A 15774-nucleotide genomic window follows, 5' to 3' on the forward strand; every position below is an offset into this window, starting at 1 on the left:
TCCCCCTCATTAATGGTATTTAATCAAACTTTCATGTTCCCTCATGAAAAGTGACACGGCACCAAGAACCCCTGCATTGTCACCCAGTTGGGACGTCTTCAGCTGGACTGAACTAGGAAGGTATTGATTCACAATCTCCTGCAGCTTCGGCAGAATGTATTCGGATGATTTAAGAACACCACCTCCTAAAATGACAATCTCTGGATTTAGCAAACTGGCAGCATTTACAATCCCATATGCCAGATGCTCAATTGCTTCATCAATGACTTTAAGCGCAATTTGATCACCACTTTTCGCCAGCTTGAACGCCACCTCCCCCGACAGCTCGGAGGCAAGTGCCTGTTGATGCAGAGGATGCTCCAGCTCCTTCTGGATGCACCTTGTCAGCCTGTCTCCAATCGATTTACCGCCGGCCACACTTTCAAGATAGCCATAGCGGTGAAAAATTGGCTTGAATTCATTTTTCATATCATTCTTGTCCGTCACCATGTAGCCAATTTCACCAGCCGCGCTGGATGAGCCGCGATATAGCTGATTGTTGATGATAATTCCGCTCCCGATTCCCGTGCCGACGGCGATGAACAGCACACTCTGCTTATCGCGCGCGTTTCCAAGCCACTGCTCGCCTAGCGCTGCTACATTCACATCATTATCCACATGCACCGGGTAGGGAATATAACGCTTTGCCTCGGTGATAAAAGGGTACCGGACCCAATTCAGGCTCGGGGCCTCAACGACAATCCCGGTTGTTGTCTCAGTGATTCCCGGGACACCCGCGCCCATTCCGAGGATCTTCTCGTCTTCAATCCCTTCCTTGTTCACCATAAACTCTATTTCTCTGGCAATCTGCTTTAGCAGCCCTGAGTCTAGATACTGGCAAGTGTTAAAACTGCTGCTCGCAACGATGTTCCCATTCAAATCGCAAATAACCGTCTTCACTTTCGTCCCGCCAATATCCGTTCCGATTATGTATGCTGCCTTTTCATTGAAGTACAGCTGGATTGGCCTTCTGCCTCCCTGTGACGTCGACTCACCAATCCCCTTCTCAAAAATCCACTTTTCCTGAATCAATTCATCGACCAGTAATGATACGGTTGGTTTACTGATATTGATTTTCGCGGCTATTTCTGCCCTGGAGATCGGTGAATTTTCCTGAATGCACTGTAGCACCCTTTTCTTGTTGAGTGATTTCAGCTGTACCGGTGTTCCACTTAGATTCATAACATCACGGCCTTAAAATTCTTTTTGGTTAGTAAGATTTACTAATTAACTAAAAATATACATTACTTTGTAACCGTTTACAATAACAAAGTTCTGAAAATTTAAAATCGTGTTTAAAAAAATATATTTTTTCAATTTCAAAGATATTCTTGATCTGTCGCTTCCTTTTAAAATAAAATATCCAGTTGGTTCCATTTACCCACCTGTAAAATGGATATAAATAACCATTTTTAATATTCTGACAATTATTTATTTTACAATATTATCTAACTATGATTATCTTGAATTAGGTGTTATATCTGTTGTTAGTTAGGCAGATTAACTAACCTACAAATACATACAGAGGAAGGAGTGTTCATTATTTCTCAGCAAAACTCAAAAATGAAAGGGGTTACAAAAATGAGGAAGTACTTTGTTGGTTTGCTCTCGTTATTGCTAGTCGTTTCCATGCTGCCATTAAGCGGTTCAGCTGCCCAGACCCAGGAACCTGATGTTGATCTCTGGAATGCAGTGAAGCCTCTCGACACGACCGTAACCTTCTTGAATACTGGCGCTCATCCAGATGATGAGCGAAGCGATTTTTTAGCGTATCTGTCACGAGGACTCGGCGTTAAAACTGCCAGCATGATTGCGAACCGCGGTGAAGGCGGCCAGAATGAAATCGGCAATGAGCTTGGAAACGGCCTTGGAATCATCCGTTCCCGCGAAATGATCGAAGCCGCTAAAATCACTGGTGTTACTGCTTATCACTTAAGCGAAACCACAAACGATGCAATCTACGACTTCGGTTTTTCCAAAAGCCCTGATGAGACACTTTCAAAATGGGATAAGGATGTTGCGTACGAGCGGTTGATCCGATTCATCCGGACATACCAGCCGGATATCGTCATGCCATCATTCAGGAACTCCCCAACACAGCACGGTCATCACCGCGCGATGGAAATTCTGAGTGAAAAAGCGTTTGAAGATGCGGCAGATCCTTCAATCTATCCAGAACAGTTAAAAGAAGGATTATCAGTATGGCAGATTAAAAAGCTCTTCCTCCCTGCCGAATCAAAAGACACGGCCACCACTTCAATTGAAATTGGAATGTACGATCCAATTTATCAAATGTCCTATCCACAGCTGGGAGAAGCATCCCGTTATATGCATAAAAGCCAGGGAATGGGCAATGACATCCCTGTCGCACCACGCCAGACTCACCTAGAATTGCTTTACAGCGCTGTTGACACAAACAACAGCAACGAACTTTTTGCAGGTGTTCCATATGACTTGGCCGAATGGGCAAAAACTCTTCCAAAAAACGCGAACTCTTTATCAGTTCAGTACACAAAACTTCAGGACCAGCTTGAATCGATCATTGATTCCTATCCTGACAGAGATGCAGTATTCACACAATCACAGAAAGCTTTGAAAGATGTCCTCCGACTGCAAAAGAAGACGGAAAACGCAAAGCTTGATGATGAACTGAAAACTGATTTGCTGCACAAGCTGAGCTTGAAGGAAGAGCAGCTGCAAACAGCAAGTTTCATATCATCAAGCCTGGATGTGACTGCTAAAGCAGCATCCACTGTACTGACAAAGGGCCAGGATACTACGGTTACTGTAACACTAGAGAACAATGGCTCACAGAAGCTGGAGCATCTGAATGTGGATTTATTGGCACCTGAAGGCTGGACTATTACGTCAAGTGCAAAGGATGCTGATTTGGCTCCAGAAATAACCGCAACCCTCACATTCGATGTGGCTGTCCCTGAAGATGCCGAGTTCTATCATGCGTACAAAGAACCAGTTTTACAGGCAAAAGTTTCATACAAAAATAAAGGCGCTTCCGTTGAACAAGTAAAACAGCTAGAAGGCACAATCGCAGTCCTGCCAGACGCGGCAATAACCTTGAACCCAGAGGATATCATCGTCAACACGGCCAATGTCCAGGATGAAATCCCGGTGACCGCAAAAGTGAAGAACTATTTTAACGGAGCATCACAAGCCGTTGTGTCGCTAAAAGTTCCTGAAGGCTGGGAAGTAGAACCGAAATCCGCATCCGTTGATTTCAGCGCCCAGTTCGAGGAAAAAGAAGTAGCGTTCACCCTTTCACCGCCTAAAGACATTCAATCAGGAGATTTCAAAATCGATGCTGAAGTAGCTGTGAACGGTAAAACTTTCGATTCAACGATCCAGGAAATCAGCTACGACCATATCGGAACATTCTATTATCAGTACCCTGCCCAGGTGAATGGCGTAGCATTCGAACTGCTGACAAATGATAATCTGAAAGTCGGATATATCGATAGCGGCTTCGATTTGGTTGCTGACTATTTATCAAATGCCGGCATGAACATCACAAAACTGACTGAAGCCGATCTAGCGACAGCAGATCTAAGCCAGTATGACACAATCGTAGTCGGCATCCGCGCTTATCTGTCAAGAGCAGACCTGATCGCGAATAACGCCCGCCTGCTTAAATACGTTGAAGACGGCGGACACCTGGTCGTCCAGTATCACAAGCCAAACGATGGCTGGAATAAAGACACCACTGCACCATATCCATTAACAATCGGAAATGTTTCGATCAAATGGCGCGTAACCGATGAAAACGCAAAAGTAAACGTCCTGCAGCCAGAATCACCTCTGTTCAATTATCCAAACAAAATCACAGACAGCGACTGGGATAACTGGATCCAGGAAAGAGGACTCTACTACCCGATGGCATGGGGACCAGAATACCAGACATTCGTCAGCATGGCTGACCCAGGAGAAGACGCATTCGACGGCGGCATCCTGATGGCGAATTACGGCAAAGGAACCTACCTTTATACAAACCTTGTATTCTACCGCCAGATCCAGGGGCAAGTACCTGGTGGGTATAGGATTTTCACGAACCTGATCAGTTATGGGGCACAGGAGTAAAAAGTACCCTTTAGATTGATAGCTTTAACCCTGGAGCAATTAACTTTAGAGGATGATTGCTCCTTTTTTACCGCATTACATGATGGCGATCACCTATCTTTATCGAATTTTCAAGAGAGGCAGCTCCCGGGTTAAAAAGGAGGGCGTTTCCAGCGCCTAATGTTTCTATCTGAAAAATCATCCGACCCATTGAGAGACAAACAAAAAGCATGACTCTTCGCCCCTTCTTTCTCTTAAGTGTTGGAACTAAACTACTAATAGATCAATAATATTCTAGTGCCTTCCACTCATTTATTTAGGAAAACGAAATATTCGACAAATTGCAGCACCCTTTTCCCTATTAAACTGATTATGATAACCATGAAATTAATTTACTAGATTAGGAGTGATTGATTCTATGAAAAAAGGCAAAAAGGTTTTGGCAGGATTAAGTGTACTGGCTTTGTGCGCCTCACTTACTGCTCCTGCATTAGCTTCCAATTCACCGAACGGAAATCTTTACAATGAAAACCAGGTTTATTCGGTAAACGGCTATACTGATTATGCTGAGATGGTGAAGCGTCTACAGCAAATTGAGGCAAACAGCCAGGGCAGAGTTGCTTTGGAGATTGTCGGCCAGTCGAACAAAGGAAGAGATATTTACCAGGCTCGAGTCGGAACTGGCGATAAAGTGGTCTTGATTGAAAGTGAAATCCACGGAAATGAAAACACGGGCACGGAAGCAATCCTTAGCATGCTTCAATATCTTGGATCCAGCAATTCTCCAGAAGCTAAGAAAATCCGCGAGGAAATCACCCTTGTTACTCTGCCGAAAATGAATCCAGATGCATCAGAACTTGACCGCCGCGGCAATGATATGTCATGGGAAGAAGTTGTCGAAGACTTCCCACAGCTGGCTGATGCTGCAGGCCCTGCATGGAATTACTATAACAATCGCATCCTTCAAGACAGAGATTATAATGGCCGCCCTGGTTTCGATGTGAACCGTGACTTTAATCCAGACTTGAATTATGTCCCTCAGGCTTCTGACTTTCCAGGTAATTCAAGCAAAGCTGGCTGGTACATTACACCTGAATCCCAAACTGTACGAGATGTCTATAAATCCCTTCAAGCAGAGTTTGGAGATGTAAATGTGTTCATCGATCTTCATCATCAGGGACAATATTATGTTGAAGGTACAGATGACATTGTCACGATGTCCCTTTCCGCTGACTTTGTTCCAGATCCAAACAAGCCAGAGGGAGCAAAGTACGCTCAATATGCAGACAACTATAATTTCGAGTTCTCCAAGCAACTGAATCTAGCTGCATATAACGCACTACAATCATTGGGTGAAAACTCACCTTTCAATAACATCACCCTTTACAGCCAAAATTTAGATCTTCCAGGTACAGCACTTGGCAGTTTCGCCTTGAATGGCAGCGGTACCGTCTTATTTGAAGTACGTGGCCAATCCCATTCTTTAGGACAAAAGAAAAAAGGCCAGCTGGTGAAAGCTGTTGAAACAGGACTATATGGAATTATTAACGGCGTAGTTGATGGTTCGGTTGAACAGCTAAACCCTGCAGAATATGACAACATCCCGCTCACATCGTATTCACCAGGAATCTAAAAGAGTCATGTGGACAGTTCTTTTATAACAAATTCCCATATTGGTTATTCATTAGGAAAAAGTACCCTCCACATCAAAGACAAAAGGGAAGCATCATTTTTGCTTCCCCTTTTTAATCTGGCATTATTTAAGTAAAAAGATAGTTAAAACAGAACGCGATTGAATTCAAATTCAACAGCGTTTTTTCTGCATTTTTCACAAGAATTGTCTCGATTGTAAGAGATGAAACAAACTGCTCCCCTTTTATGCGGCTCCCGAATGAGACACAAGAACCAAGTAATTCGCACCTAACCAATTATTCCATTTGCCTCCAATAACCGGAGGGCGATTTTAACATCGGAAACATTGACTATAATGGCATTGTTTTCTCCATAGTATATAGCTTTCACTTTTACCTTATGGAATAAAGCGTCATAAATACCGCTTAAGACGCCTGTGGTTCCGGTTACCAGCCCAAGAATCTGGATGACTTTCTCCTCCTTGAATCTTACGCCTTCCGAGCAAAGAACATCTCTGACAACCTCATTTTCCTCTGGATCATTCGATTGTGGGGGACCAACAACGATTCTGACTAGATTGGTGTTTTGCAGCTTAGTGATGGTGGCAGCAGTAAAACTTACTCCTCTATCTGATATATCCTTTAGAATCTTATTAAGCGTTTTATCGTCCGCGGTGAAAGTAAATTGATGTCTAATTCGAGCGGTCAGATGAAAATTCATATCGTTCATTAATTTCACTCCCTTTCTATAATAAGTTATTCATTTTATAAACAAGTTGACGGTTTATCTGGCCTTACTCGTCCGCCTAATTTAAAACTTGATAAAAAAATAACGTGTAAAAATTCACACGTCATTAAGCAAGGATACGGTTATATCGCTCCACAATATAATTTAAGTTTTCATTATTCAAGGCGCAAGCACCCCTCCACGCACTATCTTAAGGGGCCAAAATCACCTGCACTGGGTTCCTTTACGCGCCACAATAACTACAACCAACTCCTATGATAACTTCACTAACCCCCGTGTATTTGGGAACCTGTGTCTTTCCCCTCTTCATGTTTCATCTTACCTAAGACAGCCAAAAACACAAAGCCCGCTCCAGCAGAAAATGCATAGACCAATATCAAGTTTCCATAACTTATAAACTCCGAAAGCAACCCAAAAAATAAATAACCTACTGTGGATCCAATTTGTGTTGTATTCATATAGAGGGTCGTCGCAGTGCCGGGGGCTTCTGGAATAAAGTCCTGAAAATAGGAAATGGCAATTCCAGCCGTAATTGACACCTGTGCGGCGCTCAAGATTTGCAGCGGGTAGATTTGCCAAGGCTCTGTAACTAAGCTGAATAATAAGAAGTAAACAAAAGCGATAAAGAAACCAATTCTAACTAAAATGCCATTATCTATCTTTGTCGCTAGCAATCCCGCTGCGATCATCATAGGCACTTCAAAAATAGGCGGCACGCTAAAAATAATTCCCACATCAATTTCAGAGCCATTTAAAATCTTTGTAACGAACTGAGGAACGTTAAGCATATGAATAGACGCTGCCGCTGATAAAAGCAGTGCGGCTGCAAGATTGCCAAATATATGCGGCTTAACAAGCCACTTCTTAACAGACAGCGATTCTGGGGATGATTCAGTATGCTTAGGTACCTCTTTGAGCAAAAAAACAATCGATAGAAAGGTTAATAAGTATCCTCCTGCAACAAAGAGGAACAGACCTTTAAAGCCCAACATTAGCAAAAGCCAGGCTGCAAGAGCGGGCCCGACTGTCCAGGACAGTGCAAAAAACATTCTGAACACGTTCATAATTAAAGGAGTTTCTTCATTCGGGACATTTGCATCTCTTAAAGCATCGCGTGCATACGCCCATAATTGCGGCAAAGCGGCTGCAGTTGTTCCCAGCACGAAAAAGGCAGTTAAAGATAAAGCATAATAATTCCTTAAAAAGGCAAACAGACTATAACCTATAATTCCTGTAAAAGCAGTAATGATCAGCAACTTTTTACGACTGAACGTTGTATCAGACAACTTAGCTATATAACTGCTTATTGCTACTCCACCTAAAGCTAAAATTGTCATAAAAATTCCAAAGCCTGTATTGGTCATCCCAACTTCATCAAGCCCAAACAAGGAGGAAAATGGAATAAAGAATGACATGGAAAGGCCCAGAATGAAGTTAATTAAGAATAGGACCGGAAAGGTGGGAATACTCCAAATAAATAACAATCTTTTTTTAGCTGAGGAAAATATCCTACTCATGTTTGATCAATCCTATCCAGTATAGTATCTATTAATCTATATTAAATTAAATGTAAATACCATTTTATATTTAATTCCATTAAAAAGGCACTCTTTCTGCGGAATTCATTTCCCACATTTTACAAAAAGAAGGATCTGGCATAGCTATGCCAGATCCCCATATATCTTCTAAGCTTCTACCTTTTGAAAAAATTGTGGCAAGTGTTCCTTGTGCGCTTCAAGCATTTCATCAACAATTTGCTTGGCGAGCTTATCCGATGCAACAAGCGGATTAATGGTCAGAGCTAAAACTGCCTTGTCATAATCACCAGTAACTGCGGCTTCAGCTGCAATCCTCTCAAATGATTTAATTTGCTGGACCAGACCCCTGACAGGAACGGGAAGATCTCCCATCACTATTGGTCTAGGGCCATCCTTTGTAATAATGCAGCTCACTTCAACTGCCGAATCATTTGGAATGCTGGCAATTGCCCCGTTATTGACCGTATTTACAGGCTGTATATCACGCTTGTCATTGTGGATGGAAGCAATTAAACGGATCGCTGCATCAGAATAATAAGCACCTCCGCGTTTCTCGAGCTGTGGCGGCTTAATATCAAGATTAGGATCCTTGTAGAGATCAAACAAATCCTTTTCTAGTTTCTGTACAACCTCTGCTCGGGTTCCCTCGACTTCTGAATTTTTCAGGTCCTTTTCAACCATTTCCCGTGTTTTATAATAATACATATGGTATGGGCAGGTGAGAACGTTTAAAGCTTTCAGGAAGGAAGGCTCCCATCCTAGTCCCTGAATATTCTTCACAAAACTGCTGTTGGTTGGATCTGTCAGCAGGTTTATGACTTTATCCTTTACACTTTCTCCGTCTAAATAAACATCAAGGCCGTATACCATATGGTTTAAGCCAGCAAAATCAATCCTTATGCGTGAATGCTCGACATCCAGCAGCTTTGCAATCCCCATTTCCATTCCAATAGGAACATTGCAAAGGCCAACCACTTTTTTGATATTAGAGTAACGCAATACCGCCTCAGTCACCATACCGGCAGGGTTTGTAAAGTTTATTAGCCAGGCATCGGGACATAGCTCTTCCATATCACGGCAAATATCAAGAATGACCGGGATGGTGCGCAGTCCTTTAAATAACCCCCCTGGACCATTCGTTTCCTGTCCAAGTACACCGTATTTCAATGGAATTCTTTCATCCTTGGCACGAGCCTCCAATAGACCTACCCGGAATTGGGTTGTAACAAAATCAGCATTCTTTAAAGCTTCCCTTCGGTCGAGTGTTAAATGAACTTCAATTGGGAGTCCAGCCTTTTGGACCATACGTTTTGCAAGGTTGCCAACAATCTCAAGCTTTTCTTTTCCTGCTTCAATGTCAACAAGCCATAACTCACCTACAGGAAGCTCATTGTATCTTTTAATAAGGCCTTCGACCAATTCCGGTGTATAGCTGGACCCGCCGCCAATAGTTGCAATCTTTAACCCCTTTTTCATGCATTAACACCTCCGGATAGATTAACATACTCATATAAATCCACAAATTCGCTGGCCAGGTCCTTTAATGTAATAGCATTCATAAGATGATCCTGGGCGTGGACCATTAACAAAGTGAGTTCCGTTTTTTCTCCTCTGACTTCTCCTTGGATCAGTGATGTTTGGATTAAATGGGCATTATTTAATTCATTAGAGGCATCTGCAAGTTTTTCTCTTGCCCCCAACATATCCCCTCTCTTGGCTGCTGCGATAGCTTCCATTGCTGAACTCTTCCCATTTCCCCCGTGAAGGATGATTTGGAAAATTGTCTCTTCTAGATTTACCATAATTACCATTCACCCCTTTCTTTAAAATAGAATATAAATTTACTAAAAAGGCTATCCTTTATGACCATTGATAAGGTCAATTGCCGACTTCAAGACCTCTTCCCCATTGCACATTCCATAATGTACGGGATTAATGGAATCTACCGGTATATTGTTTGCCTCACCTAGCTTTTTCATTTGTGGCAGTAAATAGCGTACTTGTGGTCCAAGCAGCAAAACGTCTGCGCTATCTACGTGACGTTTAACTGCATCTGCGCCTTCAGCCCAAATTCTTACTTCGATCCCCTGGCTTTTTGCAGCAGCTTCCATCTTTGTTACCAGTAAGCTTGTCGACATTCCGGCAGCACAACACAGCAAAATATTCATCATATTTAATCCTCCCCGGTCAAAAGTTAATGAATAAATCAAAATATTAATCTGATAATTCAATCCTAATGTAAAAACGCTTTCATTTACACTCATACTTTTTCCGTTGGTTAACGGAAAATGTTGAACACATTAAACCATCTCTCCATTGCTTTTCCTTTAATGATTTCCTGAAGCAACAGTCTGGTTTATTTCATTGTTAGCTGGGTGTTGACTTTTACTTTGATTACTATTAGCTGAAGGTTCCGATTTCAATAGCAGAAATACACCCAAAACGATCAGAAGTATACTGAGAAGCTTCATTCCATTCATCGGCTTTATCGGTGTTCCAAATAAGCCGATTTGATCAATTAAAGCACTTCCGATTATTTGTCCAAGTACCAGCACAACAAAAATCGATAATGCTCCAGCCTTGGATATGGAAAAGCTAAGAGAAGCCACCACTATAACACCGATTACTCCTGAAACTGCATACCATTTAAATCCTTGAGTAACCGTCTGGCTTATGCCTATTACTGGCTGGCGGTTCAATAAATAAATTAATGGCGGAATGGCCTGGATTATTGACAGCCATGCAATCAATGCAGGTATACCTATGATTTTGCTGCCAGCACTGTTTAAAAGGCCCTGTATTGAAATCAGCAGACCTCCAATGAAAGCAAGAAAAAATGGGAGAAGGTTCACAAGCACCATCCTGTCTAAAGTTCGGCTAAGTTTTCTGTCTTTCCTATCAAAGAAAAAAACAGGTTCCTGCCATTACTGACCATCAGAACCTGTTTAGTTATTTCACACTAACGACCCTACTGATATTTCCCTATAGGTAACTAGATCAATTTTCCTGTTTTTAAGCTCCTCAAGGATAGCTGGATCAGTTAATATAGCAAGCTCCTGAACCCGTTGAAGGTTGTAGGAACTTCCGGTATAAACCTGTTCATCAATATAAGCAGGGTGAGTCATTAATTCTGCTGTTTCATATGAAAGGACTTTATCCAGCAATCCAATCAAATAGTCTTTGGTCAATTGGTCTCCATAAAACTCATGATTGAAATATTGAACAGGCTGGAAGGGATTAGGATCCTTACTGACTTTTCTAATTGGCAATTGGTGTTCTTTGGCGATTTTTTCAACAACCTGGTACACCTTCTCCAGTGAATGAACATGATGGTGACTGTCAATATGAGTAGGCTTGATGCCAAATGACAGAAACTTTTCAAACTGGGTTTGCAATTCAAGCTCAATGTCCTCTATTACTGCAAATTCTTCAATTTCAGCCATTCTATAAAACTCTTCCTTGTCGCTTACGAGCGAAGGGACATTGCTGCTTAAGGGTTTTCCACAGGTCAGAACAAAATGAATGCCAACACCCAATGCAGGGTTTCTTTTCGCTAGTTCAGCTGCATGTGCCGCTCCCGGCATATTGGCCATTAAAGTAGTAGAGGTCACAACACCATTTTGAAATGCTTCTATTATCCCGAGATTAACCCCTTTGGAGTAGCCAAAATCATCTGCATTGATAATTAATTTCGTCATTTGTTCACACTCCTACATGTTGACAACTTTACCAGACGAAGTTGTGGTGGTTTCAAAACCGCCTTCTTCAGACAGCTTTTGTTTATCCCAGATACGGAAGAATGGATAATAGATGCCAAATGCTAATGCAAAGTTTACTAATTGCAGTATAGCACCTGAAATTTTACCGCCTGCTGCCAGATATCCACCGATGATCGGCGGCATCGTCCAAGGAACAGCAATTCCTGCCGGTTTCCCTACCAAACCTGTGCTCATTGCAATATAGGTTGTTATGACCATCGCAAGCGGAGTCAATACGAATGGCACGATCATGAGAGGGTTCATCACAATTGGCATGCCAAATGTTACTGGTTCATTAATATTGAATAATCCTGGCCCAATTGCCAATCGTCCTAATTGCTTTAATTGCTTGCTTCGAGCCCGTAAGACCATGGCGAACACCAAGGCCAGGGTAGCTCCGCTCCCGCCAATATAAATGAAGATATCAAAAAATTGCTGTGTGAAAATATTCGGCAGCTCCTGTCCTCCCTGGAAGGCTAGACGGTTAGCATCCATTGCGGACAGCCAAATTGGGCCCATTACCCCTCCAACAATGGAAGCGCCATGCAATCCACAAGACCAGAGCAGTTGAATCAGGAACACTGCAACAAGGCTTCCAATCAAACTTCCGCCCAAAACGCCAAGTGGTTTTCCAAGAACCTCGCCAACAATATTGTGCAGGCTCTGGAAATCTGTCTGCTCTACCAATAATCTCAGCACCCAAATCACTGCAATAACAATAAAGCCAGGAATAAGCGCAACGAATGATTTACTAACAGCAGGCGGCACTCCATCAGGCATTCTTATGATGATATTTTTCTGAATGATAAAGCGGTATATTTCGGTAGATAGCATCGCAATCAGCATCGCTACAAAAAGCCCCTTACTTCCCATCAACGCGGAAGGAATCGCGCCCCCTACCATTATGGCTTCAGTGGCACCTTCCGGGGTAAAGGAAACTTCATACGGAGTAGCCAACAAGAACGCCGCAACTGAAATTGCGCCTGCAGACAGGGCATCCACACCATATTTTTCTGCGAGCCGATATGCAATACCAAAGGCTGCAATCAAGGCCATAATATCGAAGGTAGCACCAACTGGATACATCAGCTTAGAGAGCCATTGGTCACCAAATGTATTTGCCATGAATTCAGAATAGCCAGGGATTGGCAAGAAACCGAGAATCAGAAACAAAGAACCGACTATGATCAGTGGCATAGTTAAAATAATTCCATCGCGAAGCGCCTGCAAGTGGCGTTGGCCAGCAACTCTTCCGGCAACCGGCATAACCTTGTTTTCCAGGAAATCATTCATTTTGCTCATTAAACTCTCACTCCCCTATTGATATACTAGTTTCTCGGCAAACTTCAATACTTCGGTACCATTACACGTACCATAGTGAACAGTATTAATGACTTCCACCGGGATTCCACTTTCTTCCCCCAGCTTTTTCAATTGAGGCAGCAGAAAACGGACTTGTGGCCCCAAGAGCAGTACATCTGCTTTATTGAGATGGTTATGGACCGAATCACCGGACACTGCCCAAATATTAAATTGCTTGCCTTGCTCTATAGCACATTTCTGCATTTTGGTAACTAAAAGACTCGTAGACATCCCAGCTGAACAGCACAATAATATGTTCACCTTATCACCCCTTTTTTTAAATAAAATCGTCAAACTTACTTGCTAGCTTGTAACCCAATCTTAAAATGAAACCGCTTCCATCTACACACATTCTTTTTCCGTTAAGCAACGGAAATGATTGTTTTGACAATTCCGAAAATTACACACATTATTAAAGACTAACTTTCCTCTAAGTAAATCTTCACCTTAACATCCTTTTATCGATACAAATAACACCATGTCAATTCTAATTGGCATGGTGTGAAATGACCTATTCTTTTTTACTAAGAAAAATGGAATGAAACTCTCTAAAAGATTTGCACCTTAGTAATTGGTATACCATGTTACTGTCATCGACAACTTTGATCAAAAGACTGTACATGTTAACCAAATCTTCCTTGCTGCTTTTCTTTACACTTAATAAACATACAAATTGTACCCGCTTCTCATCCCAATCGATAGGTTTTTTTAGTGTACAAATCGCCCAGAAGGTCTCATTTGTTTGAGGCATGATTGGATGTGGAATTGCTACGAGATTTCCAAAGCAAGTTGGCGATACCGCCTCCCTTTCCAATACAGCCGGTAAAAATTGTTCGTCAATCAACCCTTGTTTCAATAATTCATCCGTCAGGAAGTTTAACACCTCTTCCTTTGTTTCAAAATCCTGCTGAAGGAAGACCAGCTCTTTTTTCAAATATTCTACTTTCTGATCAGGATAATCATCCAGGATTTTTTTAATTTTCGAGAGATCATTTCCTTCGAGAATTGTATTTACTTGGATCACCGGAACAGGTAAGTTCTCTGTTATTGGAATCGTACTAACAATAAAGTCGATTGTATCAAAAGGGAACTCTTTGATCTTATAGTATTCAGTAGTGCCAGCCACCTGCAGTTTATAGCCGAATCGTGATTTTAGTTTATGATACAATAGTTGGGCACTTCCCACACCTGATGCACAAACAATAAGACAACGTTTTACTTGAGTCTTGTTATTCATTCTCTCCATTGAAGCTCCAATATGGAGGGCCAGATAGGCTACCTCATTTTCTTCTATGTTATATCCAGTTTCTTCTTTAATACAAATCCCAGCCAGTATACCAGCCTGGAAAGCGATTGGATAGTGTGACTTTATCGCTTCAAGCATAGGATTCCGCAAATTCATTCCGAACCTAAAACGATTAATCGCTGGTTTTAAATGCAGGCACACGCTTACAAACAACTCTTTATCGTCTTTGATGCCAAGCATAAGCTTTTGTTCGATCGTTTCTAATACCTTTTCAGTCAGCTGATAAATTTCCTGGTCAACGAAACTGCAAATATCTTTCTCTGTTATTTTCAAATTGGCCATCATCCTGGTTCCTAATAAGTGGATGGCAATATAGGCTATTTCAGATTGGGGGAACTCCACATTAAGACTTTCACTGATCTTCTTAAGGATTTCTGTGGCCACCCCATATTCTTTTTGACAGATAATTTCCTGCAATTCATTTGGAAATAACATTACATACTTTTCATTTCGTATCCTGCTGCAGGCAATTGCAATGTGGATGATCAGGTTATTTAATGCGATATCTGAAAGGGATATTTTGTTTTCCCGAACTTGGTCTAAAATAATAGACCTTATTGTCTGCATTTCGTCCCTGGACAGCATAGAAATTCCAGAATTCAATAGACCTAAATCAGATTCTTCTCGGTTAAAAATATATTCAGAAATACAATACCTTAGTTTTACCTCATCCCCTTTTAACTTGAGGCCGTAATTGGGACGTTTTTCTACTACTATTCCATATTTCTCAAATATTTTTTTAACATCTCGCAAATCATTTTGGATTGAAGATTTACTGATAAATAATTCATCAGCTAATTCTTCCAATTTAAGATATCGATCAGACAAAAGAAGCCGTCTAATCAGAAAATGGATACGTTGTTCCGGAAGTGTTGGTACATCCCCATTATTCAGTGAGTCCCCGGAAAGTTCAGTCAAAAAATGCTTGAACATTCCATCATTATGTATCTTCAGCTCATATCCTGTGCCTCGGACAGACTTTATTTCAGCACCATGTTTTAAAAGCAGGGTATTTAATTCTTTTATGCTATTTCTGATTGTTCGGGAGGTTACCTGAATAATATTTGCCAGGTATTCGCTGGTTATCACGTCGTCTGCCGCCATGAATTCTCTTAAAATACTGTTCATCCGGACATTTAGCATTCTGGGTTCCCCCTCCCCTAATTTTTCCCTTGTCTCTTCTTTTTTCTTTCAATTCTTCATCAAGCGAAGATTCATCATTCCAAGGTGGAATCATAATTTTATAAAATCAGAATCGTCATTTACAAAATAGCCAGACATTAATTATCCTTATTGACATTTTAATAGAAAAAGCCTCATA

At 41.6% G+C, this 15774-nt stretch carries 13 protein-coding genes; 2 read left to right on the forward strand and 11 right to left on the reverse strand.

Going from position 1 to position 15774, the window contains the following annotated elements; genetic code table 11:
* Positions 1-9: 9 nt before the first annotated feature.
* Positions 10-1221 carry an ROK family transcriptional regulator gene (locus QNH36_RS22055; RefSeq protein ID WP_283904240.1) on the reverse strand — a complete coding sequence of 404 codons (1212 nt, stop codon included), beginning with the start codon at positions 1219-1221 and terminating at the stop codon, positions 10-12.
* A gap of 399 nt (positions 1222-1620) precedes the next feature.
* On the opposite strand from QNH36_RS22055, the gene QNH36_RS22060 reads away from it, so the two are divergent.
* Both QNH36_RS22060 and QNH36_RS22065 read left to right on the forward strand, forming a co-directional pair.
* The gene (locus QNH36_RS22060) at positions 1621-4131 is read left to right on the forward strand and encodes an NEW3 domain-containing protein (protein ID WP_283904241.1); all 2511 of its coding nucleotides are present in this window, start codon (positions 1621-1623) and stop codon (positions 4129-4131) included.
* A gap of 397 nt (positions 4132-4528) precedes the next feature.
* Positions 4529-5743 (forward strand): M14 family zinc carboxypeptidase, encoded by a 1215-nt coding sequence (locus QNH36_RS22065; RefSeq protein ID WP_283904242.1) that lies wholly within the window; start codon positions 4529-4531, stop codon positions 5741-5743.
* A gap of 287 nt (positions 5744-6030) precedes the next feature.
* On the opposite strand, the gene QNH36_RS22070 is transcribed toward QNH36_RS22065, so the two are convergent.
* The 10 genes from QNH36_RS22070 to QNH36_RS22115 all read right to left on the reverse strand — a co-directional run bounded on the left by QNH36_RS22070 (position 6031) and on the right by QNH36_RS22115 (position 15596).
* The gene (locus QNH36_RS22070) at positions 6031-6471 is read right to left on the reverse strand and encodes a hypothetical protein (protein WP_283904243.1); all 441 of its coding nucleotides are present in this window, start codon (positions 6469-6471) and stop codon (positions 6031-6033) included.
* 284 nt (positions 6472-6755) lie between these two features.
* Positions 6756-8006 carry a sugar efflux transporter gene (locus tag QNH36_RS22075; protein WP_283904244.1) on the reverse strand — a complete coding sequence of 417 codons (1251 nt, stop codon included), beginning with the start codon at positions 8004-8006 and terminating at the stop codon, positions 6756-6758.
* Between the two features lie 168 nt (positions 8007-8174).
* Positions 8175-9503, reverse strand: a complete 1329-nt coding sequence (locus tag QNH36_RS22080) for a 6-phospho-beta-glucosidase (protein ID WP_283904245.1) — start codon at positions 9501-9503, stop codon at positions 8175-8177.
* The gene (locus QNH36_RS22085; protein ID WP_481825292.1) at positions 9500-9829 is read right to left on the reverse strand and encodes a PTS sugar transporter subunit IIA; all 330 of its coding nucleotides are present in this window, start codon (positions 9827-9829) and stop codon (positions 9500-9502) included. The genes QNH36_RS22080 and QNH36_RS22085 overlap by 4 nt, the downstream gene beginning before the upstream one ends.
* Before the next feature lie 51 nt (positions 9830-9880).
* Entirely contained in the window at positions 9881-10195 is a 315-nt protein-coding gene (locus tag QNH36_RS22090) for a PTS sugar transporter subunit IIB (RefSeq protein ID WP_283905455.1), read from the reverse strand.
* A 159-nt stretch (positions 10196-10354) separates the two neighbouring features.
* Positions 10355-10888, reverse strand: a complete 534-nt coding sequence (locus tag QNH36_RS22095) for a DMT family transporter (protein ID WP_283904246.1) — start codon at positions 10886-10888, stop codon at positions 10355-10357.
* A gap of 93 nt (positions 10889-10981) precedes the next feature.
* Positions 10982-11725, reverse strand: a complete 744-nt coding sequence (gene chbG, locus QNH36_RS22100; protein WP_283904247.1) for a chitin disaccharide deacetylase — start codon at positions 11723-11725, stop codon at positions 10982-10984.
* Positions 11726-11737: 12 nt separating this feature from the next.
* The gene (celB, locus tag QNH36_RS22105) at positions 11738-13087 is read right to left on the reverse strand and encodes a PTS cellobiose transporter subunit IIC (RefSeq protein WP_283904248.1); all 1350 of its coding nucleotides are present in this window, start codon (positions 13085-13087) and stop codon (positions 11738-11740) included.
* A 15-nt stretch (positions 13088-13102) separates the two neighbouring features.
* On the reverse strand, positions 13103-13408 hold the full coding sequence (locus QNH36_RS22110; RefSeq protein WP_283904249.1) for a PTS sugar transporter subunit IIB: 306 nt from the start codon (positions 13406-13408) through the stop codon (positions 13103-13105).
* 250 nt (positions 13409-13658) lie between these two features.
* A complete protein-coding gene (locus QNH36_RS22115) occupies positions 13659-15596 on the reverse strand; it encodes a BglG family transcription antiterminator (protein ID WP_283904250.1) in 1938 nt (645 codons plus the stop codon).
* Positions 15597-15774: the final 178 nt, after the last annotated feature.

Source organism: Mesobacillus sp. AQ2, assembly GCF_030122805.1.
In the GTDB taxonomy this organism is placed as follows: domain Bacteria; phylum Bacillota; class Bacilli; order Bacillales; family Cytobacillaceae; genus Mesobacillus; species Mesobacillus oceanisediminis_A.

Bases quoted from the DNA above. Each gene is read 5' to 3' on its own strand.
- QNH36_RS22070 (WP_283904243.1), bottom strand. From the start codon at position 6,471: ATGAACGATATGAATTTTCATCTGACCGCTCGAATTAGACATCAATTT.
- QNH36_RS22065 (WP_283904242.1), top strand. From the start codon at position 4,529: ATGAAAAAAGGCAAAAAGGTTTTGGCAGGATTAAGTGTACTGGCTTTG.
- celB (WP_283904248.1), bottom strand. From the start codon at position 13,087: ATGAGCAAAATGAATGATTTCCTGGAAAACAAGGTTATGCCGGTTGCC.
- QNH36_RS22060 (WP_283904241.1), top strand. From the start codon at position 1,621: ATGAGGAAGTACTTTGTTGGTTTGCTCTCGTTATTGCTAGTCGTTTCC.
- QNH36_RS22075 (WP_283904244.1), bottom strand. From the start codon at position 8,006: ATGAGTAGGATATTTTCCTCAGCTAAAAAAAGATTGTTATTTATTTGG.
- QNH36_RS22115 (WP_283904250.1), bottom strand. From the start codon at position 15,596: ATGCTAAATGTCCGGATGAACAGTATTTTAAGAGAATTCATGGCGGCA.
- QNH36_RS22055 (WP_283904240.1), bottom strand. From the start codon at position 1,221: ATGAATCTAAGTGGAACACCGGTACAGCTGAAATCACTCAACAAGAAA.
- QNH36_RS22090 (WP_283905455.1), bottom strand. From the start codon at position 10,195: ATGAATATTTTGCTGTGTTGTGCTGCCGGAATGTCGACAAGCTTACTG.
- chbG (WP_283904247.1), bottom strand. From the start codon at position 11,725: ATGACGAAATTAATTATCAATGCAGATGATTTTGGCTACTCCAAAGGG.
- QNH36_RS22095 (WP_283904246.1), bottom strand. From the start codon at position 10,888: ATGGTGCTTGTGAACCTTCTCCCATTTTTTCTTGCTTTCATTGGAGGT.
- QNH36_RS22085 (WP_481825292.1), bottom strand. From the start codon at position 9,829: ATGGTAAATCTAGAAGAGACAATTTTCCAAATCATCCTTCACGGGGGA.
- QNH36_RS22080 (WP_283904245.1), bottom strand. From the start codon at position 9,503: ATGAAAAAGGGGTTAAAGATTGCAACTATTGGCGGCGGGTCCAGCTAT.